Origin of the sequence: Nocardia elegans NBRC 108235 (genome assembly GCF_001612845.1) — a bacterium.
GTDB lineage: Bacteria > Actinomycetota > Actinomycetes > Mycobacteriales > Mycobacteriaceae > Nocardia > Nocardia nova.
Window position 1 is genome coordinate 68,256 of the sequence record NZ_BDBF01000027.1, and the last position, 25,969, is coordinate 94,224.

Here is a 25,969-nt window from a genome sequence, read left to right on the forward strand (position 1 = left end):
GGGCCGTACGTGCGGTCGGCAGTGCGATGACCAGCGCCGTCACCGACCCGGTGCGGTGCCCACGGTTTAGAGACACGACTCGGGTAGAGATGCGCGAAGCGGCCCGGAACCGACCGCGTGGACCACAATGGGGACCGTATCGGGCTTGTCGGCAACAGTGAGGAGTACAGCGATGGCGGTGCATGTCAATGTCGACAATTTCGTACGGGCCGAGACGGATCGGATGTTCGCCGATCTGCAGCGCGACGCCGGCGGGATCAACACGTTCCTGCACAACCGGGAACCGGCCGCGATCGATCGTCAGACCGTGATCCGCCTCAACCGCGACACCCTCTACAGCTTCGCCGTCGTCGACCTCGCCGCGGGCGCGACCGTGACGCTGCCCGAACACGGCGGCCGCTACCTGTCGGCCATGGTCGTCAGCGAGGACCACTACGTCGAGAAGGTCTTTCACGATGCCGGGTCCTATGAACTGCGGTCCGACGACTGCGGCACCGACTACGCCCTGGTGGCGGTGCGGATCCTCGCCGACCCGAATTCCGCCCGGGACCTCGCGGCGGTTGCGGCCCTGCAAGACGGACTCTCGCTCACCGCGGGCTCGGCGCGTGAGTTCGTCCCACCCCGCTACGACACCGCCGGCCTGGACACCACCCGCACGGCGCTGCTGACCCTGGCCGCGGGTATGAACGGTTTCGACGCGACGTTCGGCCGCCGCGATCAGGTCGACCCGGTGCGTCATCTGATCGGTACGGCGGCCGGCTGGGGCGGGCTGCCCAGCGAGGAAGCCTCCTACGTCGGCGTGGCTCCCGACCTGCCGCCCGGCAACTACGAGTTCACCCTGCGCGAGGTGCCCGTCGACGGGTTCTGGTCGGTCTCGGTCTACAACGCGGCCGGCTATTTCGAGAAGAATCCGCGAAACAGCTACAGCGTCAACAACATCACCGGAGTGCCGAACGCGGACGGATCGGTCACGGTCCGGTTCGGCGACTTCCCCGACAGCGTCCCCAACGCGATCCCCACCCCCGAGGGCTGGAACCTCGTGGTCCGGTTGTACCGGCCCCGCCCCGAGATCCTTACCGGCACATGGACGCTGCCGGAGCTGGTGCCGGCCCGCGAGTGACCGCTCCACGATCCACCCTTCGTGTCGGTTTCCGAAATGCGTTCGCTTCGCATACCCACTCCCCACAGCTGCCCCGGTGAAATACTGGTACCCGGTATCACCAACTGCCGGCGACAGTTTCGGGCCGGCGGATGCCGCTCACGGATTGGGAGACGTTTGTGCAGTACATGCCCCAGATCGCATCGGATATCGCCGCAATGCACGCCCAGTACCAGGAACTTCTTCATGGGGATCGATGGTCACTGCGCGCTCTGTTCAGTACCGACGACTGCGATATCGCGCAATATTGCAGCAGTTTCAGACCCAACCGGTTCGGCGCCCAAGCCTGCGCGGAGGTCGAGGCCTTCTGCCGCAGGCACCGGATCTGGCTGGAAAGGAGTGGTGCCGCCTACAACTCGATGACGCCCTACCTGCATCCGCGGACGATCAGCCTCGCGCGGATGACGACGATCGGTATCTACAACGCAATCCTGTTCGCGCTCAACGACACCGTGGGCCGCGAGAAGTTCGGCCATCTGTCCGAGGCCGAGCGAGCGCAGGCACAACTCGAGGTCGACCGGCTGTGTCGATTATTCGAGTCCGGCCGGATCCGGCCGGACAACTCCACGCCCATTGTCGAGGCAACCGTCGAATTCTTGACGACCCTCACCGATCAAGCCGAGCCGGTGTGGCTGGAGCGATTCCGCGCATCGACAATCGACCATTTGCGCTCGGCGATCCGCGATCAGAATGTCGGCGCGCGCGGTGACCTGCTCAGCGTCGACGACTACATCACCCTGCGTAACGAGGTCTCGGGGATGTACCCCGCGATCCAGCTGTGCGAGTTCGCGCGCGACACCACACTGCCCTGGGACCGGCTCGCGGCCGCGGGTCTCGCCGAGGATCTGCGCACGCTGGAACGTCTCACCGCCGAAGTCGGAGCGCTGATGAACGATGTCTTCTCCTTCGAGAAGGAGGTTATCGTGGACCGCTCGGATTTCAACCTCATCTCGATTCTCCTGCTCAATACGCCCGGCGCGACGCTGGCCGACGCCGTGCTCGGCGCCGCGCAGATCGTGCGCGAGCGATTGACCGACTTCCGCAGGCTGCGGCAGGATCTGCTCGACCGCTGCCCCGCACTCAGCCCACCACTGGCCACCGCCGTCACCGCCTACGCCGACGACCTCGATCAATGCGTCCAAGCGAGCTGGGTGTGGCAATGCGCCACCTCCCGCTACAAGGGCCGGTCGATATTCGTCGAGGCTCACCACCGGTGAGCAGTCCACCGATGACGTGACGAATCGGGCATGCAGTACCTTTGTCTGCAGCGTCACGATCAGCAGTACCAGCCGGGGGAAGTATCGCCGGGCACCGAAGTAGCAGCAGAAGCGCATCGGACATGGGGAGTTGGAGTGGACGATCTGAGCACGGCACTCGCCCAGCAATGGGAGCGCGCGCTGGCGACGATTACCACTCACCCTTCCTACGCCACCGTAGAAATTTCGTTTCTGCGCGATCTTCTGGAAGAACTCCACGCCAGTCTCACCGCGGAGACCTTCGACGCGGCCGCCGGCTCCCGAGTGGGAGCGGCGCTGGCGGGTGCCCGGCTCACCGATCCCGCGGTGCCGGTCGTATCCGCGCCGGTATTGCACCGACTCACCGAATTCAGCGATCACCCCGAGACCGGCCCGCGCATGGCCGCCCTGCTCGTCGCGTTCGGCCACGGCCACCACTTCCTCGCCGAAGCGATCAGGGCCGACGATGTCGAGGAAGGCCAGCGCCGGTTCCGGCTCGTGTTCGACCACGCGTCCATCGCCATCGCGATCGGCGACACGAATGGTGTTCTGCTGGAAGCCAACCCCCATCTGGCCGACATGATCGGGGTACCGGTCGAGTCGCTGCGCGGCATCAGCGTCTACGACTTCGCCCACCCCGACGATCAGGCCGCGATCCGCGCGATGGTCTACGACGACCTCGTGCCGGCCAGGGCCGGCACGGCGAAGATCGAACGGCGCCTGCAGCGCGCGGACGGCAGCACCGGATGGGCCACCTTCGCGATCACCTATGTCCGGAGCGCGTTCGGGCCGGACTATCTGCTCGCCATCGGCGAAGACGTCACCGAACGCCACCAACTGCAGGAGCAGCTCCACTATCAGGCGCGCCACGACGCGCTCACCGAGCTGCCCAACCGCCGCCATCTCCTCGACACCCTCAAATCGGTGATCTCCGCGGCCGGCGAGAACGATCTGATGGGACTGTGCTTCACCGACCTGGACCACTTCAAAGAGGTCAACGACCGATACGGGCACGGCGTCGGCGACCAGGTGCTGGCCACCGTCGCCCGTCGCCTGCACGACAGCCTGCAAGACGACGGATGCCTGGTCGCGCGAATCGGCGGCGACGAATTCGTCACCCTCATCCCGCCCCCGGCCGACACCCGCAGAGTCGCGGCGGTCGCGGACCGCCTACGCGGCGCCCTCTCGCATCCCCTCATCGTCGGCGGTCACCGGCTCCACATCTCCGCCAGCATCGGAGCCGTCGTCACACCGGTCGCCGACAAGGACCCGGAATGGCTGCTCGACGCGGCCGACACCTCGCTGTACGACGCCAAATCCGGCGCCCGCGGCAACTGGATCCTGCACACCGTCCACGCGGCCGAGGGTGCCGACGACAGCTCTGCCCGATGCGGAAACGCTTGAGGCGCACCGGGTTCGACGGCCGCTACGCGCGGGTCGGCAACACTCGATAGACGATCTCCACACCGCCACCGTCCAACGGCCGCGAACTCTCGAATGCCAGATCGGTCTGCGGATTCAGCGAATCGGTCAGGCGCATGCCGCTTGCCGGTGGAGACGGTGCTTCACTCGCCCCGGTAGCGCACCTGGAATTCCTTGATCCCGTTCAACCAGCCCGACCGCAATCGGCGTGGGTCCCCCAGTTTGCGAATGTCGGGAAGGTGGTCTGCGACGGCGTTGAAGATCAGGTCGATCTCCAGTCGGGCCAGGTTGGCGCCGATGCAGAAGTGCGCGCCCGTACCGCCGAATGCCAAGTGCGGGTTGGGATCACGAGTGATGTCGAAGGTGTACGGCGCGTCGAAAACCTCTTCGTCGAAATTCGCGGATCGGTAGACGATCAGGACCCGCTGACCCTTCCGGATCGGTACGCCACCGAGTTCGGTGTCCTCCAGCGCGGTGCGCTGGAACGTACTCACCGGCGTCGCCCAGCGGACGATCTCATCGACGGCGGTCTTGGGCCGCTGCGACTTGAAAAGCTCCCATTGATCCGGGTTTTCGAGAAACGCGATCATGCCGTGCGTGATCGCGTTACGAGTGGTCTCGTTGCCCGCGACGGCCAGGAGGATGACGAAGAAGCCGAACTCCTCGGAGGTCAGCGCTTCTCCGTCGACGTCGGCGTGGACCAGTTCGGTCACGATGTCGTCGGCCGGCTGCGACTTTCGCGCCTCGGCCATCTGCCAGGCGTAGGCAAGCAGTTCGGCGGAGGCGGCCAGCGGGTCGACGCCGGCGTACTCCGGGTCGTCGTAGCCGATCATCTCGTTGGACCACCGGAAGATCTTCATCCGGTCCGCCTGCGGCACGCCGATCAATTCCGCGATCGCCTGCAACGGCAATTCACACGCCACCTGCGTGACGAAGTCACCCGCGCCCGCCTCGGCGGCCGCGGTGACGATGGCCTCGGCGCGGGCGGACAACTCCGCGCGCAGCCCGTTGACCGCCCGCGGCGTGAACCCTTTCGAGATCAGCTTGCGCATCCTGGTGTGTTGCGGCGCATCCTGATTGAGCAGAACGAGCCGCTGCATTTCCATCCGCTCGGGGGTGAGCTCGACGCCGTATCGCGGCAGCGCGGTGTTCTCGGCATTGGAGAACACATCGCTGCGCCGCGACACCTCCTTGACGTCGGCGTGTTTGGTCACGACCCAGAATCCGTCGTCCGGAAAACCGTCGGAACCGGGCGACTTCGCATTCCACCAGATGGGAGCCGCACGGCGCAGTTCCGCCAGCTCTTCGACCGGCACCCGCCGGGCCCACATATCCGGATCCGTGACATCGAAATCTCGCGGGATATCGGGACGCGTCGCACGCATATCAACCACCGGGCCGTCATCGCTGACTGAAACAGGTTCTAGAGGTATTCAAGCACAATCAGCGGCCGCTCATACCCGTCTCCAGCGACCTCGATGGTCGTGGCAACCGGCCGCGACGGTGGAATCCGGGACATCCGGCGGCCGAAAGTCCTCCCGGACGTAGACCAGTGACCCGGCCATGCCGGACGTTGCACCCTTCCACCCGAACAGCGCTCTCGACGAGTCTGGATCCGACGCGGCTTCTTTTTTGTCCGAGGTTTGCCGCATCCCGCGACGATGGGTGACCGGGTTGCGCAGCACCAACGGCGAGGCCGCCGAGACGACGTCAGGAGTTCCGATGCCCCACTGGCGAGGCCCGCTGCGACCCGACCGTCCGACCGGGACAGAGCCACAACACCATCGCTCCGCAAGGCTGCGATCACGATCGGTTGTCGTCGAGGGCAGGATTGCCCGTTATTCGGCCGGCGGACACGGCCCCCGGGTGCTCTTCCTGCACGGCTGGGGATTGGGAAGATACGCCTATACCCGCCCGCTCGAGGAACTCGTTCGAATGGGAGTGCACGTCTTCGCCCCCGCGCTTCCCGGCTTCGGGGGCACCGCCGGGTTGCCGATCGAGGATCGGTCTCTCGCCGGCTACGCCCGGTGGGTCGGAGATTTCATCGAGGCGATCGACCTACCGCTACCGGTCACCGTGGTCGGGCACTCCTTCGGCGGCGGTGTCGCGATCCAGGCCGCGCACGATCTGCCGGAGCTCGCCGAGCGGCTCGTGCTGGTGAACTCCATCGGTGGCTCGGCATGGACCGACGGTCGCGGGGTGGCACGCGCACTCCGGGAACGTCCGCTGTGGGACTGGGGCCTGCACTTGCCGGCAGACCTGCTGCCCGGTCGCCAACTGACGCGGGTCCTGCCGGTGATCATGCGTGACGCGGTGCCCAACGTCCTGCGGAACCCGACAGCGGTGTGGGAAGTCGCGCACCTGGCCCGGACCGCCAATCTCACCTCCGAGCTCACCGAGCTCGCCGAGCGCCGGCTGCCCGTCTTCGTGGTGTGGAGCAAGCGAGACACGATCATCCCCGAATCCACGTCGATGTCGCTGCGGACCGCCCTGGGCGACCCTCGCACGATCACCGTGCCCGGTGGGCACGGCTGGCTCCTCGACGACCCGCACGCCTTCGGGGAGGTCATCACCAACGTCGTCCGGGAACCGGATTCCGGCTTCGAGCCCGACACCCGGCCGACGGCACAGTAGCGATCGACACCGGCGAAATGCACGCCGCCCTCGAGATTCGGGCAGCACCGGTCTGATGTTTTCCTCAGATACGATTTCGGTGACGATTCCGACGCAGGAGGCCTGATGACCACCGAATCCGTCACGCGCAACCGTGTCGATCGGCGCCGCGAGCGCACCCGCAACGCCCTGCTCGGCGCTGCCCGGAAGTTCTTGTCCGAGGGGCGAACCGCGGTGAGCATTCAGGAGATCACCGACGCCGCCGACGTCGGATTCGGCTCCTTCTACAACCATTTCGAGTCGAAGGATCAGCTCTTCGACGCGGCGGTGCGCTCGGCGTTGCAGGTCTACAGCGAGATGCGCGACGCCATCGTCGCGCTCTACGACGACCCGGCCGAAGTGTTCGCGGTGAGTTTCCGCATGACCGGACGTTTGCAGCGGCAGGTGCCCGAGATGGTCCGGGTGATCCTGAACTCCGGGATGTCGGTATTGCTGCGCGAGGAAGGTCTGGCCCCACGCGCCCGTCACGACATCATCGCCGCGCAGGAGGCGGGCCGCTTCGACCCGATGGACCCGGATATGGCGGTGATGGCCGCGGGCGGGGCCCTACTGGGTCTCCTGCAACTGCTCGACGCGCAACCCGACGCCGACGTCGAGGCACGGACCGACGAAATGGCGTTCCACGTCTTGCGCATGTTCGGCATGAACAAGCGATCGGCGCACAAGCTTGCCACCAGCCCACTGCCACCACAGCCCCAGCTCTGAACACCGCCGACCGACGCCGGCGCATCACCGCCGAACGCTCGGCGCGAAGTCCGGAAGCGAGGCACACAGCGCGGACAAGCGTCCGCGACCGTCCTGCACGGTACCGTCGGGCCGGACGACAAGCGTCGACGCGTGACCGCGGCGCATCCACCGAGACAGCTCCGAGTTCGGTGCCGGGCACACGAGGACACCGCCGCGTCGGCGGACCACAGCGCGGTCCCATGCCGTCGGATCTTCGAGGGTGATGACGGCGTATCGGCCGCCGATGACGTCGTCGACGCACTGCCCGTCCGGCATTCGATCGTTCGGAATCAAACGACCGGCGAGAAGACCGTGTATCCACCTCGCCGTCACCGGTGAGGAGTCGCGCAGTGGTGGGGATTCACCGCTGGTGACCATCCGGGCGAATCCCGGGATGTGCCGCAGGTACGGCGCGATCAGGCCACGCAACCGGTTGCCCAGCTCGCCGCCTTCGGTCATGGTCAGCCCGGTAAGCTTCGCCAGCCGAATCATCTTGCGCGCGTGAGGTTTTCTTTCCCTTTCGTAGGTGTCGAGCACAGCGGCCGGCAACTCGGCGCGCAACACTCCGGCCAGCTTCCAACCGAGGTTCGCGGCATCGCGGATACCCGCGCCCATCCCCTGCCCGATGAACGGCGGGGTCAAATGGGCCGCATCTCCGAGCAGGAACACGCGCCCCTGTCGCCACCGATCCGCGAGTTGCGCGCGGAAGGTGTATTCGGCGACGCGCACCACTTCCATCTGCTCGTACTCGATCTCGCCGAGCCACGGGCCCAGGAGCGGACGGAGGGCGGCCAAATCCCGGTAATCGTCGGCGTTTTCACCCGGATGCAGCCGAAATTCCCATCGGTACCGTGTCTTCCCGATGCGCATATAGGTGGCCGCGCGATCGGGATCGCAGACTTGGTGGACGCCTTCCCAGTGCTGCAGCTCGGTCGTGGCGGCGATATCGACCACAAGCCATCGCTGCTGGAATCGCAGGTCTCGCATATGTCCGCCAATTCGATTGCGTACCAGGCTGTTCGCCCCATCACAGCCCAAGACATATTCCGCTCGTACGGCCTCGGTCCGCCCGCCTGATCGATCGGTGAATTCCACGCGCACGCAGTCGTTCTCTCGGACTACGGCGGTGACATCCGCATTGCCGCGCATTGTCACCTGCGGGTACCGAGCCAGGTTGCGACGAAGAATCGCTTCCAACTCCGGTTGGTCGAACAGGTTCGCCTCCGGATGACCGTTGCGACCGCCCGTCGTATCCCGATCGAACTGCGCCAGCACGCGGTGATCCGGATCCGCCAATCGCAAACCCAGCGCCGGACGGGAGACGGCGTCGAATTCCGCACCGACACCCAGCCGTTCGAGGACCCGGCGGATTTCGCCGTCGAGGTGGACAGCGCGCGGCTGCGGGTAGACACCCTCCCACCGCTCGAGTACCAGCGATTCGATGCCGTACTGGGCGAGCAGCGTGGCCGCCGTCAACCCGGTCGGGCCCGCGCCGACGATCACGACCTGTACCACCGGCGAGGTCACGACAACACACCCCGCACCGCGGCGACAGACGCGGTGGCAACGGGACCGCCGCCGAACGCGGTGGGCCCGATCGTCATCGACGCCTCTCCACTCTCCAGGTGACGGCGTAGCGGGCCAGAACAGCTTCGATCGCGGCGCGGTCGGCGGTGGAGTCGAGCACCACCGTCGCGACGATGGCGCCGTCTTCGACCGCCGCGACGATGTCGGCAACTCCGGCCGCATTCGCCAGCGCGTCGACCAGTTCGCGCCGTGTCGCATCGGCGCGCAGACCCAACTTGTACGGTTTGCCGACGTCGGTGACCGGCAGCGCGTCGAGGATGGTCACGGTCTTCGGTACGGCCGCGCGTTCGTGCATACGCTCGGCGGCCCAGCGCACCAGCTCGTCCTCGGTGACGTTCGCGTCCCCGGTGAGCGCGACGTAGGCGACCGGCACCTCACCGGAGTGCACGTCCGGGCGGCCGACGGCTCCCGCCGCGCCGACCCGGGGGTGGGACAGCAGGACGTCCTCGATGGTCGCGGGATCGATATTGTGACCGCCGCGAATGATGAGATCCTTTGCGCGACCGTGCAAATGGATGAAGCCCTCGGCGTCGATATGCGCCAGGTCTCCGGTGTTCAGCCGGCCGTCGATCACCGTGCCGAGTCCGTCGAGGCGGTGGCCGGCGTCGGTACGGCCGGTGACATAGCCTGCGAAGACAGTGGGGCCATCGACGACCAGCACGCCGATTTCCCCGGCAGGCAGGTCTTCCCACGCCCCGTTGTCGGCCGCGCGGACGACCGCGACGCGCTGGTAAGGCATGCGCTGGCCGACCGCGCCGGGTCGGGGAACGTCCGGAAAGCTGCGCGCGGTAGCGCACGTCGCCTCGGTGAGGCCGTACCCTTCGACGAGGGTCACGCCGGTATGTTTCTGAAAGTCCTCGCGCACCGCCGCCGGCAGCGGCGAGGCTCCGACCATCGCGTAACGCAAGCTGGAGATATCGGCCTGGACCGGGCACCGGGCCAGCACCGCGTAGACGGTCGGCACCGCGCTCATCGCCGCAATCCGGTAGTGCGCCACGATGTTCCAGAACTCCGCGTACAGTGCGAGATCGCGGTATCCCAGCGGACCCGCCCACACGACCGACTGGCCGCGGAACAGCGGCGCCAGCAAGGTGACGACAAGCGCATTGACGTGAAACAACGGCAGTGCCGCGAATCCCACCGCTTCGTCGTCGAGCAGTGAGTTGGCGGCGATCATCCACGCGTTGGCGACCTCACCGGAATGACGGTGAGCGGCCAGCTTCGGCACACCCGTCGTTCCCCCGGTATGGAACAGCGCCGCCAGATCCGATCCCGCAGGCGGCTGCCCGGCGAATTCGGTCGACACCTGTTCTGCGGCAAGATCTTCGAGATAGCCGATCACGACGTCGTCGATGACCGGCAGTGCCGGCCGAGGCTGCCCGGCGGCCGTCGGACGCAAGACGAGCAGCGCGTCCAGCAGACCCCGCTCGGCCAGCTCGCGCGCGGTGCCCCAGGTCTCGGGCGCCAGCTCCGGACCCGCGGCGATCAGCGTCCTGGCGCCGGAACGGCGCAACAGTTCCGCGATGTGATCGCCGGACAGCCCACCGTTGACGGGAGCGGCGATGCCCGCCAGCTGTGCGGCCAAGGTCGCCGGAATCAGCTCGGCACAGTTCGGGGCGATGAGCGCGACCGCATCGGAGCGGCCCACACCCAGCTCGCGCAGCAGATTCGCGTAGCGATGGACGTCGGTGAGCAGCTCGGAGTAACTGCGCTGCAAAGGTTCTCGCCAGCGAGACGCGTCGGGCAGCACAGTGAGCGCCCGTCGCTGCGGCCATCGCGTCGCCGCACGGACGAGCAGCGCGTACGTCGATTCCGGCAAGCCACGCGCCTCCAGCGGAATCGACTCGATCGCCTCGAGGTCTGCCGGGCTCTCGTAGCGCGGCCACAACAGCTCCTCGGACGCGCCGACGAGGGACGCGGTGTCGGTCATCGGGCGTACCTCACGACCGTGCGCTGGCGGCCGAGATCGAGCACGCCGTCGTCGGTGCCGATCGCGGCCTCCACCACGTCGCCGTCCCGCAGATACTTCGGATTCTGGGCCTGGCGGGAGAAGAACAGCTTCCACTTCACCTTCGGCGGCAGCAGGGAGCCGATGATCTCCACCGGCTTGGGCGGGGCACTGATCGCGGTGCCGACCGGCGTCCCGGTCAGCAGCAGGTCACCGGGGTCCATCCGCTGGAATCGGGTCAGTTCCCGCAGCGCCTCGACCGGCCGGTAGATCATGTCGGCAACCGTCATGTCCTGCCGTAGTCCGCCGTTGACCCACAGCCGCAGTCGCAGGTCGGTGAACCGCTTCAGCTCGTCGGCGTCCAGCAGCACCAGCGCCGGCCCGACCGGTGTGAATGTCGGGTACGACTTCGCCTCGTAGAACTGCGTTTTCGGCAACTGGACGTCGCGAGCGGAGACGTCATTGGTGACGACCAGCCCCGCGACGTAGTCGGCGAGATTCTCGGCGGTGACCTCCGAGCCGACCGGCATCTCCCGGCCGAAGACGAGCCCGATCTCCACCTCGTAATCCAGCAGGGACACATGGGCGGGCCGGATCACATCGTCGTACGGGCCACTGATCGAACCCGATGCCTTGCGGAAGAACGTCAGCGGCACGGTCTCGGGGTCACCGCCGGAATCCTTCACGTGGGAGGCGAAGTTCGTCATCTGCGCGACCACGCGGCACGGCGCGGTCACCGGAGATATCAACGAAAGGGTTTCCACCGCAACGGTTTCGGAGCTTCCCGACGCCGCGAGGACAGCGTCGCGATCCGCCAGTAGCTCCCCGGTGGTGGTCGCTGCGGTGTCGATCCGGGCGGCGCCCGCTGGTGTGTGCACCCACCAGCGGTCGACGGTGCGCAGTACGGAGATGGTCATGAGTTGGCTACTTTCAACAGGCCGCGCAGGCGGCGGAAATCGAATTCGTTGTCCTCGCGCAGCGCGGCGACGATCGCGCGTGCCTCACGCAACGACTCGGCTCCCGGCGTGATGCCGAGGAAATCCTTCGTCGCGGGCGGCCCCCACTGGGCCAAACCGGACGCGCTCATCGGAGCCCAGCCCGGCTCGACGGTGGCATCGAACATGTCTCCGTCGCTGAAGTGTTCGACCATGAACCCGTCGGGATCACGCCAATAGTCGAAGATCTGACTGCCCTGGATATGCCGGCCGATGCCCCAGGATCGGCGATAACCCTGCTCGCGCAGATACTCGCCACCCGCGGCGAGCGCGTCGAGGTCCGCCACCTGATACGCCGAATGCACGTACCGGTTCGACGGGCCCAGGGTCAGCGCGAGCGTGTGATGATCGGCCGGAGTGCCCGCTCGATCGCAACGGATGAAACTCATGACCGGCCCGCGCTCCCGCTGGCCGGGGTAATAGAGGAAGTCGCTGACGATGAGTCCGAGATTGTCCAGGTACCAGTCGAGGGCCTCCCGGTATCTCGTGGTTTGCACGACGACGTGTCCCAGCCGCTGCACCCGCGCCGGGGCTCTGGCCGGTCGCTGCGTGGCGTTGACCCGCACAACGTCGTGCCCGGTGTTCAGCACGTGCGGTTGCTGCGGGGCGAGAGCAACGAGTTCATGCGCGCCGGCGACGACCCGCACCCGGAGCCCACTCGGATCGGCAAGATCGACGGCCGCTCCCCCGAGTGACTCCGCCAGCGGCACGACCCGAGCGCCGCGCGCCTCGGACAGGCGCAGCAGGTCTGCGGAATCGGCGGCACGGAAGGCCGGGCCGACGAATCGGGATCGGGCGCCACGCCGGATCAGGACACACGGTGCGCCCGGGTCCGTGCCCCGCAGGTGCAGCTGATCGGGCGTCCGCATCGCGGTCGTGAAGCCGAAAGCGTGAGCGAAGGTCTCCGCCTTGTCGAGATCGGGCTTGTCGAACTCCAGCCACGCGAGGTCGAGCACCTTGACGACCGGGTTGCGTGAGCGCCCCGGGTGTTCTCCCGGCAACGCGCCGTGCTCGCTGTGCAGGTCGCTGTGCACATCGTGATGGCCGCTCATCAGCCGCTCCTTCCCGTAACTGACGATATCGTCACTCACGAAGATATCCACAGTCAAGAGTTGATGAGAATTTCGTCAGTATTGACAAGAGCGGCTACTATGACGGGCACGGAGGCGAGAAGAGGTGATGCAGCGATGACCGCACAGACCGGGGCCCAGCCGAACCGGCTCGAGCGCCGCAAGGCACGCACCCGCGCCGCACTCGTGACGGCCGCGCAATCGCTGATGGCGGACGGAAAAGTGAATGTCCCGATCGTCGAGATCACCCAAGCCGCCGACGTCGGCATGGGCTCGTTCTACAACCATTTCCAGAGCCGGGAGGAACTGTTCCGGGCAGCGGTCGAGGAGGCGCTCGACCGGCACGGCGCACTGCTCGACCTGCTCTGCGAAGACCTCGACGACCCGGCGCAGGTGTTCGCTCAGAGCTTTCGGCTGACGGGCCGTATGCACCGGCGCAATCCGACCCTGAGCAAGGTCCTCATCAACAACGGGATCGATCTGGCCGGCTCGACGAAGGGGCTGGCTCCCCGCGCTCGCCGCGATATCGAATCCGCCGTTCAGGCAGGCCGATTCGACGTGCGGGATCCGGAACTGGCCATGACGATCGTCGCGGGCGCCACGATCTGCCTCGGGCGACTGCTGCACGACCAACCCGACCGCGACGACGGCGAGGCCACCGATTCGGTGACCGAAGATCTGTTGCACATGTTGGGCCTCTCGCGCGAGGACGCTCGCGAGATAGTCCAGCGTCCCCTGCCGTCGCTCGATACCTCCCCGCGCGATACGTCAGCGGCCGGCCTCGCCTAGCCTCCCGCTCGCGGGAGACGTCGAATGGGCAAGGGAGACAGTGGAAACGGGTGATCGCCTGACGTCAACGCCGAGCTGCCCAGTGAGTTCGGCGACCAATTCGCCTCCGTGCCCGGCCGGCGCGGCTCCGAAGACGAAGCGGTCCGGGCGGAGCAGCACCATCCCGCCGGAACCGACGCCGGCCCTGGCGAACCATCGGATCAACGCGCCGGTGTGGTCTTCGACATCGGCATGGTCGTCACCGGTCGTGCGCCCGTCGCCAGGGGCACCCTGGGGCCGCCCGCCGAAGGGATAGACGGTCACGAACCGGGTTCCCAGCGCCTGCAACGCGGCCACATCGTCCGCACCGAGCACGACACGGGGGTCGACGCCGTAACCGAGCACCGAGAAACCCAGGCCGAGTACATCATCGAGACGCTGGTGACGGCCGTCGTAGGTGCGGACCTCCGGTTGCGGGGACAACGCTCCTTCTACGCCGCGCCACCCGAATCGCCGGCGTGGCAGCCCGAGGTATGCGTCCCTGCGGAACCGCGGACGCGGCTTCATCTTGGCGGCGCGGATCCAGCCACCGAGGCCAGGAGTGCGCAGCGAGGCCGTCATCGCGATGTCGCGGGCCGCCGCGATCAGTGGGTTGTCGACCGACACCAGCGCTTTGTTGAAGACCGAGAAGTCGATCATCGCCTCGGCGTGCGGGCGGCGTTCGGTTTCGTAGCTGTTCAGAATGTCGTGGCCGGCGCCGTGTTTCAGGATCGCGGTGAGCTTCCAGGCCAGGTTGTCCGCATCGCGCACGCCTGAGCCCATACCCTGCCCGACGAACTGCGGTGTCATGTGCGCGGCATCGCCGGCGAGCAGGATGCGCCCGACGCGCCAGCGATCGGCGACCACGGCGTTGAACGTGTAGACAAGCTTGCGCAGCACCTCGACCTCGTCCGGGTGCACGAAACGGGCGATATGCCGGCGGACTGTTTCCGGGTCCTCCATCTCCTGTTGCGTCTGCGCTTCGGTGAGCATGAACTCGAATCGGTGATGCCCGTCCGGCTGGGGACACGACACGATCGGCAGATCCGGGTCACACACGAAATCGAAGTACGGCAGGTGCCGGAAGGCGTCCACTCCGTCTTTCGCCTTCAGGTCCACCACCAGCCACCGTTCCGGAAAACTGGTGCCGGTCATGTCGATTCCGAGCTTCGCGCGCACGATACTGCGCCCGCCGTCGCAGCCGATCAGGAACTCGGCACGCACTCGCTCGGTGGTGCTCGGATCGGTTTCCGATTCGCGCTGACCGTAGCCGGTGCCACCGCATCCGACGTGCTCGACGACGACACCGTGGGTGCCCTGGTCGACATCGACAACCTCACGGCCCCGGCGCACCGTCACATGCGGGTATCTGCCGAGGGCGCGTTCGAGGCTGTTCTCCAGATAGGGCTGGTACAGGAAGTTGACCACCGGCCAGCCCAGCGGGCGCTGGACCTGTTTGAACTGCACGAGCACACGTCCGTCGCGGCGCACCCATCGGACGGCGGAGTCGGTGTTCATATCCGCGGCGAGTTCGTCTGCGGTACCGGCGGTTTGGAAGATCCGCATACATTCGTCGTCGGTATAGACCGCTCGGGCCAGGCCGTAGAATTCCGGTTCGCGTTCGAGCACCAGAACGCTGATCCCGCGACGGCCGAGCAGATTGGCCAGGGTCAGGCCGGTCGGCCCCAGGCCGACGACCACGACGTCGTAGTCGGTGGTGCTCATCGTGACAATCCTTCTGCGAGCTCGGGAACGGTGATCTCCGGAGTTCCGATCGACTGCAGCGCCTGTGCCGGAACTGGGCGAATTTGCCGAGGACGGTCTCTCCCACCGGGGTGTGGCCCCAGATGCTGATGCCGTGATAGGTCGTCGGCTCCCAGGTGGATTCGAGTTCCGGGCCGACCACGATCGGGTTCCAGCCGACCTCCAGCTCGAAACCGGAGGGGGTCACGCAGTAGAACGACAACTCCCGGTCGTTGGTGTGCTGACCGACCGACCATTGCATCCGGAACCCGAGCGCGGTGACTCGCTCGAAAGCGGCGAGCATATCGTCCAGCGTCGCGGACTGAATGTTGATGTGCTGCACAGAGGTTCGAATCGGATCGATCTTCACACCGCGCACGTTGGCGATGGCGATCGAGTGGTGTCGCTCGTTGACCCGCAGGAACCGGATCTTCATCTTCAGGCCGGACACGTTCTCGTCGATGTAGTCCGACAACCGAGAGTCGAAGACGGTCTCGTAGTAGCCGCGCATCGCCTCCGGTTCGCGCGAGATCATCGCCACATGCCCGAGTCCGGCCTCACCCGTCACCCAGCCGGAGCTGATCATTCGCACCGGCTCCGGAGTGGTAATCGGCGTTGTGAAGATTTCCTGTGCGATGCCTTTCGGGCCGGCGAAGCGCCACAACCGCTCCACGCCCCGCAGGGCCGCTTCCTCGGGTGTCGCCTCGATGACCGGGACCCCGCGCTCGGTGACCCGCGCGACGATGCGGTCGAAGGTTTCGTGATCGTCGACCTGCCAGCCCAACGCGATGACGTCCTCGGCCGAGCCCCGCCGGATCAGGAACCGGCAGGAGCGATCGTCGAGGCGAAAACGCACGGTATTGCTGTCGAGATCGTCGACGTGCAGCCCGATCGCATCGGCACCGAAACGCCGCCAATCGGTCAGCCGATTCGATTGCACGACAACGTATCCCAGGTGCACCGCACCGAACACCGAATCATCGGTGCGCGGGCGGAGGAACTCGCTCATCGGTCCGCCTCGAGAAAGGCGGTGGCCAGGGTGTTGAACAGGTCCGCACGCTCCCACTGCACCCAGTGGCCGACATTAGCCGCCAGGTACAGATCGCAGTTGGGCATGACGTCGGCCAGCATGCGCGCACCGGCGGGCCGATTGACCTTGTCGCCGGTCCCCCACACGACCAGCGTCGGATGAGCGACCTTTCGCAGGCGCGAGTCACGCGTGAAGTCCATTCTCCACAGCGTGCGCAACGCCAGCGGTCCCGAGGGCCGGCGCAGCGGCGGGTCCGCTATCACTTCCGGGTCGAGGCTGGCCCGGTAGCGGGCCTCGATGAGCTCGTCCGGCACCGCACTGCCGTCGTAGACCAGATACTCGCGAATGAACGTCGAGAGCTTCTCCCGGCTGGGACCGGAGCCGGTGTAGTAGCTCAACAATTCCCGCAGCCCGGCTGTGGGCAGCGCCCGCGTCGTGCCCACGCCACCGGGCCCCATCAGGATCAGCCTGTCGACCTTCTCGGGCCGATCCATCGCCAGCCGCAAGGCTGCCGCACCACCGTAGGAGTTGCCGACCAGGTGCGCGGACCCGATGCTCAGTTCGTCCAGCAGCCCGCCGATCGCCCCGGCGAGGTCACCGAACGGATCGGACTGGTCCACCCGCTTGGACGACCGGCCGTAACCCGGCATGTCCGGCACGATCACCCGGAACTTTCGCGCCAGCGCGCCGATGTTGCGGGAGTAATTCGACAACCCGGTCGCGCCGGCGCCACCACCGTGCAACAGAACCACAGCCGGGCCGGATCCGACCTCACTGAAGAAGATCTCCCGATCGCCGACCGGCACTGTCCGCCCGGTTCCGACGCCCTCGTCGATGCTCGTCACGACACCTCCACACCTCTTTGTTGATGAAATCATCAACTGCGGAGCGCGGCCGCGTCAAGCCTTTCTGATGAAAATGTCAGAATTAGTCGACCGCTGACCGGGAAATGTCGCCGGTGCCCCGTCGCGGCGATGGCAGGCTCGGCATATGAGTACCTCCGTCGATGCCCACGCCGTCCCCGAACTGCTGGAGTTGCCCACCGAACACGGCGTCCTGCGCTACCGCGACAGCGGCGAGGGCCCGCCGCTGCTGATGCTGCACGGGTCCGGACCCGGTGTCACCGGCTGGCGCAACTTCAGCGGTAACGTGCCGACATTCGCACAGCGGTACCGCACGCTCGTGCTCGAGTTCCCCGGATTCGGGGTCAGCGACGACTTCGGCGCAGCACATCCGATGATGTCGGCGCAGCAGGCGGTCACCGCGTTCCTGGACGGGCTCGGACTCGAGACCGTCCGGATCATCGGGAACTCGATGGGCGGTTTCGTGGCAACGGAATTCGCTCTCGCCGCGCCGCAGCGAGTCGAGCGCCTGGTGACCATCGGCGGCATAGGCACCACGATCTTCGGTCCGCAGCCGGGCGAAGGAATCATCCGGCTCAGTGAGTTCGTCGAGAATCCGACCCGCGACAGCTTGGTCGCCTGGCTGCGCTCGATGGTCTACGACCGGAACATGCTCACCGAGGAGCTGATCGAACAGCGCTGGCAGCAGGCCACCGAACCCGGCGTCCTGGAGAATTCGCGGCGGATGTACGGACGTGCGGCGCTGGCGCGAATGGCGGAGGCGGCGCGTGCCGCCGATGTCACACCGGGCTGGGCGAACTTGCGCCGGATCTCCGTTCCGACGCTGATCACGTGGGGGCGTGACGACCGGGTGAGCCCGGTCGACATGTCGTTGATCGCGATGCGGACTCTGCCGCACGGCGAGGTGCACATCTTCCCGAACTGCGGGCACTGGGTGATGATCGAGCAGAAGCAGGCATGGGAGGCGACCGTCTCGGCGTTCCTCGCCCGCTAGCCACAGTGCCGGCGCCGGTTCCGCCGCACGCGTGCGACTACGCTACCGGCGCCGACGGCTGCCCCATCACCGCCCGCAGACCGACGAGCAGCATCTTCATGCCGCGCAGCTGCAAGGCTTCCACCTCGGAGAAATCGCCGCCGACCTCCTGGTCGACCCACTGGATGTAGGCCTGGCGGCTGGTGTGCACGATCAGCTCGGCCGGGAGTCGGCGCAGAAACGGATCGTCACCGAGTTCGACTCTCGCCGAAAGGAATTCCGTGATCGGTCCGCAGAGTTGCTCGCCCCATTCCAGCCAGCGCAAGCGGTACTGCGGCGTATGGATCATCAACGTCATGAATTTGCGGTCGGACTCGGGCGTCCGGCGCTTGTAGACCTCGGTGGTGAACGCGCGCGCCAGTGTTTCGGCGACGTCGGCGTCGGCCGGCGCATTCTTCAGGAAGTCGATGATGATCGCCTGGCTGCGCCGGAACAGCGGCCCCATAACGTCTTCCTTCACCGGGAAGTGGCGGTGGAAAGTCCTCGGCGCGATGCCGACCGTCTCGCAGATGCGCTCCACGGTCGCGGAGGTGTCACCGTCGGCGACGAACATATCGCGCGCGGTATTCGCGATGGCCAGACGCAGTTCCTCCGCGCGGCGTTCGGTCAGCGTCGGCCTGGACGACTTGCTCACGACCTCTGTCCTCCTTGATCGCAGTCCACAGTAACGCTGCCCGGAAATCGCCTGGCACGTTTCCATTCGTCGAACCGTTCGAACAGATCGGTGTGATCTGCTTTACATCCATCTGCGCCCTCCCTACACTCAAACCTGTCAGAATCTGACATGTAGTCACATTCTGACCATGTCTGGCGGTTGGAGGCAACAGATGGCAACGGTGCAGCTCGAACAACCCCCCAACGCGATGATCGATCGCGTGGCGTCCCTGCTGGAGGCCTTCGTCGGGCAGCGGCCCATGACGCTGGCCGATATCGCACGCCGGTCCCAACTGCCTCGCTCGTCCGCGCATCGAATCCTGCAGCGGCTCGTGGAACTCGGCTGGGTGGAACGCCACGGCTTCGAATATGTCCTGGGCATAAGGATGTTCGAGTTCGGGTCGCAGGTGGTGCGCCAGCGCAGCCTCAACGACGTGGCGACGGCCGTCATGACCGGATTGCACCGGCGCACGGGTCTGACCGCGCATCTGAGCCTGCTGTCCGGCGCGGAAATCCTGCATCTCCATCGGGTCGGAGCCTGGCCGATACCGGGACGGCAGTGGGCGGTCGGCGCACGCCAGCCCGTCGAACTCACCGCGGCCGGTCATGCGCTGCTCGCGGCGATGGATCCGGAGCAGTGGCCCGAGCTCCCGTTCGCCATCGCCCCCACCTGCTACAGCGTGCGGACTCGCCGGCAACTGGAACGCGAGTTGGAGAAGGTCCGCGATCGCAGCGGGGTCGCCGTGGACTCGCAGGGCTGCGCATTGGGAGTCACTGTGGTGGCGGCCGCGCTGGACATCGACGTGGACCGCGGTCGCATGGCGGTGTCCCTGTGCGGTCCGACGCGCTCGATCACAACCACGGCGGTCGTATCGGAAGTGCGCCTCGCGGCGAACGAGATTCGGCGCGCGGCCTCGGCCTCGCGCCGCATCGAGCCGCGGGCGGTGCGCGTCTGACGGTCGCCGCGCCGATGGAGCGATGCGTCCTCCCGCGGGATCGCAGAGCATCGCAGCTTCGGACACGCGCAGCAGAACGGGCCCCTGCCGTCGGATGACGGCAGGGGCCCATTGCCTCCGCGCTCAGCTCACCGCGCTGTCGAGTACGCGCAGTTCTCCGGATTCCGCAGCGGCTCTGATGGATTCGCGAAGTTGCGAGCAGTGCCGCATCGCCTCGCCCGAGAGTGCGTCCGCGGCATGACGTTCCACGCACGCCGCGCTCGACTCCGCGTCCCATTGAATGCTCGTCTGCGCCCAACTGCTTTTCCGAGCGAGCACGCGCGCACCGCACTGCCGGCACTCGACCGGCGCCATCGGCACCTCCCGAATGCGTTCGTCGATCGGCGTCACGAAGTCGCCTCCGCCGCTTTGCGGGCGATGTTCTCGCGGACCTGCTCCTCCCAGCCGGCCAGCGGTCGCGTGGTGTCGAGTTCGAATTCGAACCTGTCGACCATTTCGGGAGCGACATCGGCGACATCGACGTAGAACTGCTGATACCAGCGGCGCAGCTGATATACCGGGCCGTCTTCCTCGCAGAGCAGCGGATTGTCGATGCGCGCCTTGCTCTTCCAGATCGCGACGTCCTGCTCGAAGCCGAGCTTGACCCAGTCGCCGAGCGCGACGGCAGTGGCCATCGCCTGATCCTCGGGCAGCGTGTCGGACTTCTCGACGATGATGCCGTACTGCAGGACGAAAGAATTCTCGTCGATCGGGTAGTGGCAGTTGAGCAACACGGTTTTGTAGTCACCGTGTTCGTAGTGATAGACGAGGTCGTCGATCATGAACGAGGGCCCATAGTAGGAGGCCACCGACGAGGTGCCGAGCAGTTGCGGCCGGCCCACCGGTCCGGGTAGGTCGGCGCGAGCGCCGCTTTCGAAGTACTGGGTCGCCACCGGTCCCTCGAAGACATTCTTGAAGAAGGTCGGCAGGGAGCCGTGGATGTAGAAGAAATGCGCCATATCCACCACGTTGTCGATGATTTCGCGGCAATTCGTGTCGACCACCGTGGTGTACCAGTGCCAGTCGGTCCAGTTGTCGGCGCCCGCGCCCGCGATCCGCGGGATGGTGACGTCCTCCGGCGGCGGATTGCCCTCCGGATCGTTCCAGACGAACAACATGCCGTCCTGCTCGAGCGTTGTCCAGGCCCTGGTCCGCGCCAGTGGCGGCACCCGGCGGGCGTACGGGATCTGCTTGCAGCGCCCGTTGCCGCCCCAGCGCCAGTCGTGGAAGGGGCAGGCGATCTCGTTGCCCTTGACCTCGCCGTCGGACAGGTCGCCGCCCATATGCCGGCAGAACGCGTCGAGCACGTTGACCCGGCCGTCCTCACCGCGGAAGACCACCAGCTTGGTGCCGAAGGCCCGGATCGAATGCGGCCGTCCATCGGCGAAGTCCCTGATCAGCCCGAGACAATGCCAGCCGCGGGCGAATCGCGTGGGCACTGCCCCGGCCTCGATCCGGCGTACCTCGTCATGCGTCGTCGTCATGTCCATGTCCTTTCACGCCTGTTTCATCTGCTTGGCCCACAGCCATTCATGTCCCCAATAGCTGTCGGCGGTGATCTCCTCGGCGGTGTAAAAGGACTCGTCGACCAATTCGCCCGCGGTGCCGTATTCGATATCCCAGCCGCCGGGCACCCCGACGTAGAAGGACACCATTTTGTCGTTGGTGTGGCGGCCGAGTGTCGACGACACCGGGAAATCCCGTGCCATCACCTGGTCGAGGGCCTGCCCGACGGCATCGAGCGAATCGACCTCGACCATCACGTGAATCAACCCGGGATCACGGCCTTCCAGCGCAGGCATGATCGCCAGGCTGTGGTGGCGCTGATTCACTCCGAGGAACCTGATCCGCAGCGGTCCGGCACCGGGAGGTGAGGGCATCCGGAATGCCCCGCGCGACAGGAAGCCCAGCGTCTCGGTGTAGAAGGTGTAGGACTCCTCGAAGTTGGCGGTCGGCATCACCACGTGACCGAGTCCCTGTGCGCCGGTGACGAATCGCTGCGCGTATTTGGTGACCACCGGACTGTGCTCGAGTACCGGACCGTGGAAGAACTCCAGCGGCGTGCCACCGGGGTCGGTCATGCGGATACCGGCTTCGACCTTGCGGCGGTCGGCCAATTCCTGTGACATGGCCGTGTATTCGTATCCGGCGTCCCGTAATGTCGCTTCCAGCCGGCGCAGCGCCGGCCCGTCCCGCAATTCCCACCCGACCGCGCTCACCCGATCGACATCGGAACGTTCGACGGTGATCCGCGACGGACGCTCGTCCATCCGGAAATGCAGCGCGTCCTTTTCGTCCCCGAATCCCGGTGCGAAGCCGAGCACATCGAAGCCCAGCTCCCGCCAGCGATCCATATCCGTGGCGAGCACCCGGACGTAGCCGAGACCCTTGATTTCACTCATGGACAACCGCTTTCACTCATGAACACAACTCGCATTCGGTTCGCTCGGTCAGATCATCACGCGCAGGGGACCCTGCGGTACTTCCACACCCAGCGAGGCCATGGCCGACGCGTGATAGGTCGTGCTGGTGACGTGGATGGCGTGGTGCAACCCCGCGTGGGCATCGCGCCAGAACCGTTGCAGCGCATTGTCCATGCGCAGCGCGTTGCCGCCGGCGCGGTCGAAGATGTCGTCGGCGGCCCGGACCGCCCGCCATGCCGACCGGATCTGATCCCGGCGCACTGCGGCGCGCATCGCGAATTCGATCTCCTTGCCCGCGTCGACGAGGTCCCAGATGCGGTCGACGTTGGCGAGCAGCTGCTGACGGGCGGCATCGATCTCCGACGCGGATTCGCCGAGCGCGTGCAGGACGTAGGGGTCGTCCTTGACCAGAGTTCCGGTGGCCCCCACCCGATTTCGCTGATAGTCGATGCCCGCGGCCAGCACGCCCTCACAGATGCCGATCGTCGCCGAGGTGATGCCCAGCGGGAACATGGTCGACCACGGCATCTTGTACAGGGTCTCGGTGACGCCGTATTCCGCGGCGGCACTGCCGTCGATGACCTTGCCCTGGTCCGTCACCCGGTAATCGGGGATGAAGGCGTCTCGCACCACGATGTCCTTGCTGCCGGTGCCCCGCAGCCCGACCACGTCCCACGAGTCCGCCACGATCTCGTAGTCCGAGCGGGGCAGGATCACATGCAGTGGCTGCGGCGGCATGACCGGTTTGCCGTCCGCGTCGCCGACCAAGGCGCCCAGGAAGATCCAGTCACAGTGATCGGTGCCGGAGGAGAACTGCCAGCGCCCGCTCATGACATATCCGCCATCGGCAGGAACCGCGACACCACCGGGCATATACGGTGATGCCATCCAGGTGTCGGTGTCCGCGCCGAGAACTTCCTCCTGCACCTTGGGATCGGCGAAGGCGAGCTGCCACGGATGCACGCCGACGATGCCGGCCACCCAGCCCGCCGAACCGTAGAGGCTCGCGGTCTTCATCACCGTCTCGGCGAACTCGCGCGGGTGCGCCTCGTAGCCGTTGTACTTCTTGCGCTGCAGCATCCGGATGACGCCCGCGTCCTTCAGCCCTTTGGCCATGTCGTCGGGCAGCCGGCCGAGCGAGTCACCCTCGTCGGCCCCGTTGTGGATCTCCTCGGCGATTCTGTCGATATTGCCGATCACTGTGTTGGACATACAGCTCAGCTTGGCCGCTGAACCCGCATTTGTGACGTGAGTCTCCTACTCATCGGAACACCGGATCACCGCCCGGGACCGGTCGCGGACCCAACCGGATTCGCGTAGCAGCGACGGGCGGATGACTGCGCCGAAGTTCCGCACCTCGCCCGCCGCAGACTGTTGACACTTGACAAGACACGTGTCTATTTTCGGTGAGTCCGCAAGCCACATCCCTTCCCGGGTGCCGCGGTTCCGACACGTCGTGGCGAACAGGCCCTGTGATCGGAGAGCCGGTGACCGAAGCCGGAGGCGAGCGTTGAGTACCCGAAAGCTCGTCATGGGCGCGAGCGGATTCCTCGGATCCCATGTGGTGCGGCAGGAGATCGACCATCCGCCGAGTGGTCCGCAATGAGAAAGGACTCGCAGATGACCGACCCCTCCGAGGGCAGCGGCCGACCAGAGCAGCTCGACGCCGATTCGTCTGTGCCCGAACAGCTTTCGGAACTCGGCTACTATCTTCTCGCGGGAGCGGGTGGTGAGGGGCCCGCGGCGCTGATCCAGGAGGCCCGCCGAGGCGAGGAGCTCGGCCTGGGCACCGCGTTCATCTCGGAACGATGGAATATCAAGGAAGCATCCTCGCTGACCGGTGCGGCATGCGCCGTCACCACACGCATGCGGATCGCCACCGCGGCGACCAATCACAACACGCGCCACCCGCTCATCACCGGCTCGTGGGCGACCACCATGCATCGCCTGTCGGGAGGCCGCTTCACCCTCGGCATCGGCCGCGGCATCGGCGCGCTCTATGCCGGCTTCGGCATTCCCGCGGTGACGACCGCGCAACTGGAGGATTTCGCCGGCGTGATGAGACGGCTGTGGCGCGGTGAGGCCGTGATCGGCCACGACGGACCGATCGGGAAATACCCGGTTCTGTTCCTGGACAGCGATTTTCGCGAACACATCCCGCTCGGACTGGTCGCCTTCGGACCGCGCACACTCGAACTCGGCGGCCGCGTCTTCGACGACGTCATCCTGCACACCTACTTCACGCCACAGACCCTGCAGCGGTGTGTCACCACGGTCGAAACGGCTGCCGAACGAGCCGGACGGGACCCCGCCACGGTGCGAGTATGGTCCTGCCTGGCCACCGTCGGCGACCACCTGCCCGAGGAACTGCGCCTGAAGAAGACCGTGGCACGCCTCGCGACCTACCTCCAGGGCTACGGCGACCTCCTGGTTCGCACCAATGACTGGGATCCCGCTGTGCTGCAACGCTTTCGTGCCGACCCGGTCGTGCAATCGGTCGCCGGCGGAATCGACAGCAAGGCCGGCGCCACACAGATCGAACACATCGCCGGCCTGATTCCGGACGAGTGGCTCGCATCCGCCGCCACCGGAAGCCCCGAACAATGCGCCCGCCGCATCCGCGACGAATTCGGTTACGGCGCAGACCGAGTCATCCTGCACGGCGCCACGCCGGACGAACTGGCGCCGATCCTCGACGCCTACCGCACCGGCCGGACGTGAGGGCAGCCCGGTCGCCGCACCGCCCCTCAGGCCCGGCCTTCGCCCACGATCACGCCGGGCGTGCCCGTATTCGGCACAGCGACGACGACGAACAGGGTCGCGGCCGCGAAGAACGGTTCGGTGGCGAGGTGGGTCAGCCACGTGTCGGCCGCGTCGCGGGTGAAATATCCGGCGGCGACGGCACGATCGGTGACTCGTTCGAAGCCGAGCACTCGGTCGGCGGTGGTGACATCCCGGAAGACCGTGGTGATAGGCAGTACGTCCGCGACGTGAAAACCACAGCCGACGGCGAGCCGGGGCAGCTGCCGGCCGATCTGTCCGTTGCGGACCACCACATCGGTGACGAAACGCGTGTAGGCACGGGCGATGTCGATGTCGGGATGGTCGATGACCAGCGTGTCCCAGTCCGGCTCGGCAAGCACGGCGATGCCGTTCGGCCGCAGAATCCGGCGGATCTCGGCAAGCACCCGTGCCGGGTCCGCCACGTGTTGCAGCACCCGGTCGGTGTGTGCGCGGTCGGCGACGGCATCGGGAAGGTCGAGACCGTGGATGTCGCCGTGGACGAGTTCGATCGGTTCCCCCGCCCGAATGTCCGACCGTGCCTCGGTGAGGGCGGCAGCGTCGCTGTCGACGCCGACGACCCGGCCGCCCGGACCGGTCGCCGCGACGAAGCCACGCAGGTCCGCCCCGGGCCCGCAGCCGAGGTCGACAACTGTGTGGCCCGGTTGTATGTCCAGCTGCTCCAACGCGATCGCCTTGTAGTGCCGGCCTAGATCCGAATCCGCGAGGCGACGGAGATAGTTGTTCGCGCGGTGCTTTTCGAAGACCTCGGCATTCACCATGTCGAAGGTACCGCTGCCCTGCGCAACCGGCAGGCGCGTCCGG

The 25,969-nt window shown here is 66.5% G+C and carries 22 protein-coding genes and 1 pseudogene; 9 read left to right on the forward strand and 14 right to left on the reverse strand.

Annotated elements, in window-relative coordinates; translation table 11 throughout:
- The first annotated feature begins 172 nt into the window (after nt 1–172).
- The 3 genes from NE2_RS19855 to NE2_RS19865 all read left to right on the forward strand — a co-directional run bounded on the left by NE2_RS19855 (nt 173) and on the right by NE2_RS19865 (nt 3,798).
- Nucleotides 173–1,120, forward strand: a complete 948-nt coding sequence (locus tag NE2_RS19855; protein WP_063028260.1) for a DUF1214 domain-containing protein — start codon at nt 173–175, stop codon at nt 1,118–1,120.
- 167 nt (nt 1,121–1,287) lie between these two features.
- A complete protein-coding gene (locus NE2_RS19860) occupies nt 1,288–2,376 on the forward strand; it encodes a terpene synthase family protein (RefSeq protein WP_084494181.1) in 1,089 nt (362 codons plus the stop codon).
- Nucleotides 2,377–2,511: 135 nt separating this feature from the next.
- The gene (locus NE2_RS19865) at nt 2,512–3,798 is read left to right on the forward strand and encodes a sensor domain-containing diguanylate cyclase (RefSeq protein WP_063028262.1); all 1,287 of its coding nucleotides are present in this window, start codon (nt 2,512–2,514) and stop codon (nt 3,796–3,798) included.
- A 161-nt stretch (nt 3,799–3,959) separates the two neighbouring features.
- Here NE2_RS19865 and NE2_RS19870 read toward each other — a convergent pair whose 3' ends face one another.
- Nucleotides 3,960–5,201, reverse strand: a complete 1,242-nt coding sequence (locus tag NE2_RS19870; RefSeq protein WP_063028264.1) for a cytochrome P450 — start codon at nt 5,199–5,201, stop codon at nt 3,960–3,962.
- A gap of 412 nt (nt 5,202–5,613) precedes the next feature.
- Between NE2_RS19870 and NE2_RS19875 the strand changes: the two genes are divergently transcribed.
- Nucleotides 5,614–6,450, forward strand: a complete 837-nt coding sequence (locus NE2_RS19875; protein ID WP_063909437.1) for an alpha/beta fold hydrolase — start codon at nt 5,614–5,616, stop codon at nt 6,448–6,450.
- Nucleotides 6,451–6,555: 105 nt separating this feature from the next.
- Nucleotides 6,556–7,194 (forward strand): TetR/AcrR family transcriptional regulator, encoded by a 639-nt coding sequence (locus NE2_RS19880; RefSeq protein WP_063028266.1) that lies wholly within the window; start codon nt 6,556–6,558, stop codon nt 7,192–7,194.
- Between the two features lie 24 nt (nt 7,195–7,218).
- Here the strand turns inward: NE2_RS19880 and mhpA (NE2_RS19885) are convergent, their stop codons facing one another.
- From mhpA (NE2_RS19885) to NE2_RS19900, 4 genes are all read right to left on the reverse strand, one after another.
- Nucleotides 7,219–8,742, reverse strand: coding sequence for a bifunctional 3-(3-hydroxy-phenyl)propionate/3-hydroxycinnamic acid hydroxylase MhpA (mhpA, locus tag NE2_RS19885; RefSeq protein WP_063028268.1), 1,524 nt, complete (start codon nt 8,740–8,742; stop codon nt 7,219–7,221).
- 73 nt (nt 8,743–8,815) lie between these two features.
- Nucleotides 8,816–10,732, reverse strand: a complete 1,917-nt coding sequence (locus NE2_RS19890; RefSeq protein WP_063028270.1) for an acyl-CoA synthetase — start codon at nt 10,730–10,732, stop codon at nt 8,816–8,818.
- Nucleotides 10,729–11,667, reverse strand: a complete 939-nt coding sequence (locus tag NE2_RS19895) for a fumarylacetoacetate hydrolase family protein (protein WP_063028272.1) — start codon at nt 11,665–11,667, stop codon at nt 10,729–10,731. The genes NE2_RS19890 and NE2_RS19895 overlap by 4 nt, the downstream gene beginning before the upstream one ends.
- Complete coding sequence (locus NE2_RS19900) at nt 11,664–12,797, reverse strand: VOC family protein (protein ID WP_063028367.1); 1,134 nt, start codon at nt 12,795–12,797, stop codon at nt 11,664–11,666. The genes NE2_RS19895 and NE2_RS19900 overlap by 4 nt, the downstream gene beginning before the upstream one ends.
- A 135-nt stretch (nt 12,798–12,932) precedes the next feature.
- Between NE2_RS19900 and NE2_RS19905 the strand changes: the two genes are divergently transcribed.
- On the forward strand, nt 12,933–13,604 hold the full coding sequence (locus tag NE2_RS19905) for a TetR/AcrR family transcriptional regulator (protein ID WP_063028274.1): 672 nt from the start codon (nt 12,933–12,935) through the stop codon (nt 13,602–13,604).
- Here the strand turns inward: NE2_RS19905 and mhpA (NE2_RS19910) are convergent.
- From mhpA (NE2_RS19910) to NE2_RS19915, 3 genes and pseudogenes are all read right to left on the reverse strand, one after another.
- Nucleotides 13,584–15,347 carry a bifunctional 3-(3-hydroxy-phenyl)propionate/3-hydroxycinnamic acid hydroxylase MhpA gene (gene mhpA, locus NE2_RS19910; RefSeq protein WP_063028276.1) on the reverse strand — a complete coding sequence of 588 codons (1,764 nt, stop codon included), beginning with the start codon at nt 15,345–15,347 and terminating at the stop codon, nt 13,584–13,586. The two genes, NE2_RS19905 and mhpA (NE2_RS19910), sit on opposite strands and share 21 nt — an antisense overlap.
- Nucleotides 15,348–15,603: 256 nt before the next feature.
- Nucleotides 15,604–16,374 (reverse strand): annotated as a pseudogene (locus NE2_RS35085) (VOC family protein); the annotation flags it as partial.
- Nucleotides 16,371–17,231, reverse strand: a complete 861-nt coding sequence (locus NE2_RS19915; RefSeq protein ID WP_373862262.1) for an alpha/beta fold hydrolase — start codon at nt 17,229–17,231, stop codon at nt 16,371–16,373. The pseudogene NE2_RS35085 and the gene NE2_RS19915, both read right to left, overlap by 4 nt.
- 154 nt (nt 17,232–17,385) lie before the next feature.
- Here NE2_RS19915 and NE2_RS19920 point away from each other — a divergent pair, with 154 nt between their 5' ends.
- Complete coding sequence (locus NE2_RS19920) at nt 17,386–18,252, forward strand: alpha/beta fold hydrolase (RefSeq protein WP_063028280.1); 867 nt, start codon at nt 17,386–17,388, stop codon at nt 18,250–18,252.
- A gap of 37 nt (nt 18,253–18,289) precedes the next feature.
- On the opposite strand, the gene NE2_RS19925 is transcribed toward NE2_RS19920, so the two are convergent.
- Complete coding sequence (locus NE2_RS19925) at nt 18,290–18,925, reverse strand: TetR/AcrR family transcriptional regulator (RefSeq protein ID WP_084494174.1); 636 nt, start codon at nt 18,923–18,925, stop codon at nt 18,290–18,292.
- Between the two features lie 193 nt (nt 18,926–19,118).
- Here NE2_RS19925 and NE2_RS19930 point away from each other — a divergent pair, with 193 nt between their 5' ends.
- A complete protein-coding gene (locus NE2_RS19930) occupies nt 19,119–19,901 on the forward strand; it encodes an IclR family transcriptional regulator (protein WP_063028282.1) in 783 nt (260 codons plus the stop codon).
- A 123-nt stretch (nt 19,902–20,024) separates the two neighbouring features.
- Here NE2_RS19930 and NE2_RS19935 read toward each other — a convergent pair whose 3' ends face one another.
- Genes NE2_RS19935 through NE2_RS19950 form a run of 4 tightly spaced genes read right to left on the reverse strand, consistent with a single transcriptional unit; the run spans nt 20,025 to nt 23,575 of the window.
- Nucleotides 20,025–20,255 carry a hypothetical protein gene (locus tag NE2_RS19935; protein WP_063028371.1) on the reverse strand — a complete coding sequence of 77 codons (231 nt, stop codon included), beginning with the start codon at nt 20,253–20,255 and terminating at the stop codon, nt 20,025–20,027.
- Nucleotides 20,256–20,287: 32 nt separating this feature from the next.
- Nucleotides 20,288–21,430: a 3-ketosteroid-9-alpha-monooxygenase, oxygenase component gene (locus NE2_RS19940; RefSeq protein WP_373862261.1), complete on the reverse strand. Its 1,143-nt coding sequence runs from the start codon at nt 21,428–21,430 to the stop codon at nt 20,288–20,290.
- Nucleotides 21,431–21,436: 6 nt separating this feature from the next.
- The gene (locus tag NE2_RS19945; RefSeq protein ID WP_063028284.1) at nt 21,437–22,342 is read right to left on the reverse strand and encodes a VOC family protein; all 906 of its coding nucleotides are present in this window, start codon (nt 22,340–22,342) and stop codon (nt 21,437–21,439) included.
- 48 nt (nt 22,343–22,390) lie between these two features.
- Nucleotides 22,391–23,575 (reverse strand): acyl-CoA dehydrogenase family protein, encoded by a 1,185-nt coding sequence (locus tag NE2_RS19950; RefSeq protein ID WP_063028286.1) that lies wholly within the window; start codon nt 23,573–23,575, stop codon nt 22,391–22,393.
- A 408-nt stretch (nt 23,576–23,983) separates the two neighbouring features.
- On the opposite strand from NE2_RS19950, the gene NE2_RS19955 reads away from it, so the two are divergent.
- Complete coding sequence (locus NE2_RS19955) at nt 23,984–25,084, forward strand: TIGR03857 family LLM class F420-dependent oxidoreductase (protein ID WP_084494184.1); 1,101 nt, start codon at nt 23,984–23,986, stop codon at nt 25,082–25,084.
- 26 nt (nt 25,085–25,110) lie between these two features.
- Here the strand turns inward: NE2_RS19955 and NE2_RS19960 are convergent, their stop codons facing one another.
- Nucleotides 25,111–25,926, reverse strand: coding sequence for a methyltransferase domain-containing protein (locus NE2_RS19960; RefSeq protein ID WP_063028288.1), 816 nt, complete (start codon nt 25,924–25,926; stop codon nt 25,111–25,113).
- Nucleotides 25,927–25,969 lie beyond the last annotated feature (43 nt).

Excerpts from the sequence above, each read along its gene's own strand:
- NE2_RS19900 (WP_063028367.1), bottom strand. The coding sequence starts at position 12,797 with ATGAGCGGCCATCACGATGTGCACAGCGACCTGCACAGCGAGCACGGC.
- NE2_RS19955 (WP_084494184.1), top strand. The coding sequence starts at position 23,984 with ATGACCGACCCCTCCGAGGGCAGCGGCCGACCAGAGCAGCTCGACGCC.
- NE2_RS19905 (WP_063028274.1), top strand. The coding sequence starts at position 12,933 with ATGACCGCACAGACCGGGGCCCAGCCGAACCGGCTCGAGCGCCGCAAG.
- NE2_RS19940 (WP_373862261.1), bottom strand. The coding sequence starts at position 21,430 with ATGGACATGACGACGACGCATGACGAGGTACGCCGGATCGAGGCCGGG.
- NE2_RS19870 (WP_063028264.1), bottom strand. The coding sequence starts at position 5,201 with ATGCGTGCGACGCGTCCCGATATCCCGCGAGATTTCGATGTCACGGAT.
- NE2_RS19890 (WP_063028270.1), bottom strand. The coding sequence starts at position 10,732 with ATGACCGACACCGCGTCCCTCGTCGGCGCGTCCGAGGAGCTGTTGTGG.
- NE2_RS19895 (WP_063028272.1), bottom strand. The coding sequence starts at position 11,667 with ATGACCATCTCCGTACTGCGCACCGTCGACCGCTGGTGGGTGCACACA.
- NE2_RS19950 (WP_063028286.1), bottom strand. The coding sequence starts at position 23,575 with ATGTCCAACACAGTGATCGGCAATATCGACAGAATCGCCGAGGAGATC.
- NE2_RS19860 (WP_084494181.1), top strand. The coding sequence starts at position 1,288 with ATGCCCCAGATCGCATCGGATATCGCCGCAATGCACGCCCAGTACCAG.
- NE2_RS19880 (WP_063028266.1), top strand. The coding sequence starts at position 6,556 with ATGACCACCGAATCCGTCACGCGCAACCGTGTCGATCGGCGCCGCGAG.
- NE2_RS19935 (WP_063028371.1), bottom strand. The coding sequence starts at position 20,255 with ATGGCGCCGGTCGAGTGCCGGCAGTGCGGTGCGCGCGTGCTCGCTCGG.
- NE2_RS19945 (WP_063028284.1), bottom strand. The coding sequence starts at position 22,342 with ATGAGTGAAATCAAGGGTCTCGGCTACGTCCGGGTGCTCGCCACGGAT.
- NE2_RS19930 (WP_063028282.1), top strand. The coding sequence starts at position 19,119 with ATGGCAACGGTGCAGCTCGAACAACCCCCCAACGCGATGATCGATCGC.
- mhpA (WP_063028276.1), bottom strand. The coding sequence starts at position 15,347 with ATGAGCACCACCGACTACGACGTCGTGGTCGTCGGCCTGGGGCCGACC.
- NE2_RS19855 (WP_063028260.1), top strand. The coding sequence starts at position 173 with ATGGCGGTGCATGTCAATGTCGACAATTTCGTACGGGCCGAGACGGAT.
- NE2_RS19960 (WP_063028288.1), bottom strand. The coding sequence starts at position 25,926 with ATGGTGAATGCCGAGGTCTTCGAAAAGCACCGCGCGAACAACTATCTC.
- NE2_RS19920 (WP_063028280.1), top strand. The coding sequence starts at position 17,386 with ATGAGTACCTCCGTCGATGCCCACGCCGTCCCCGAACTGCTGGAGTTG.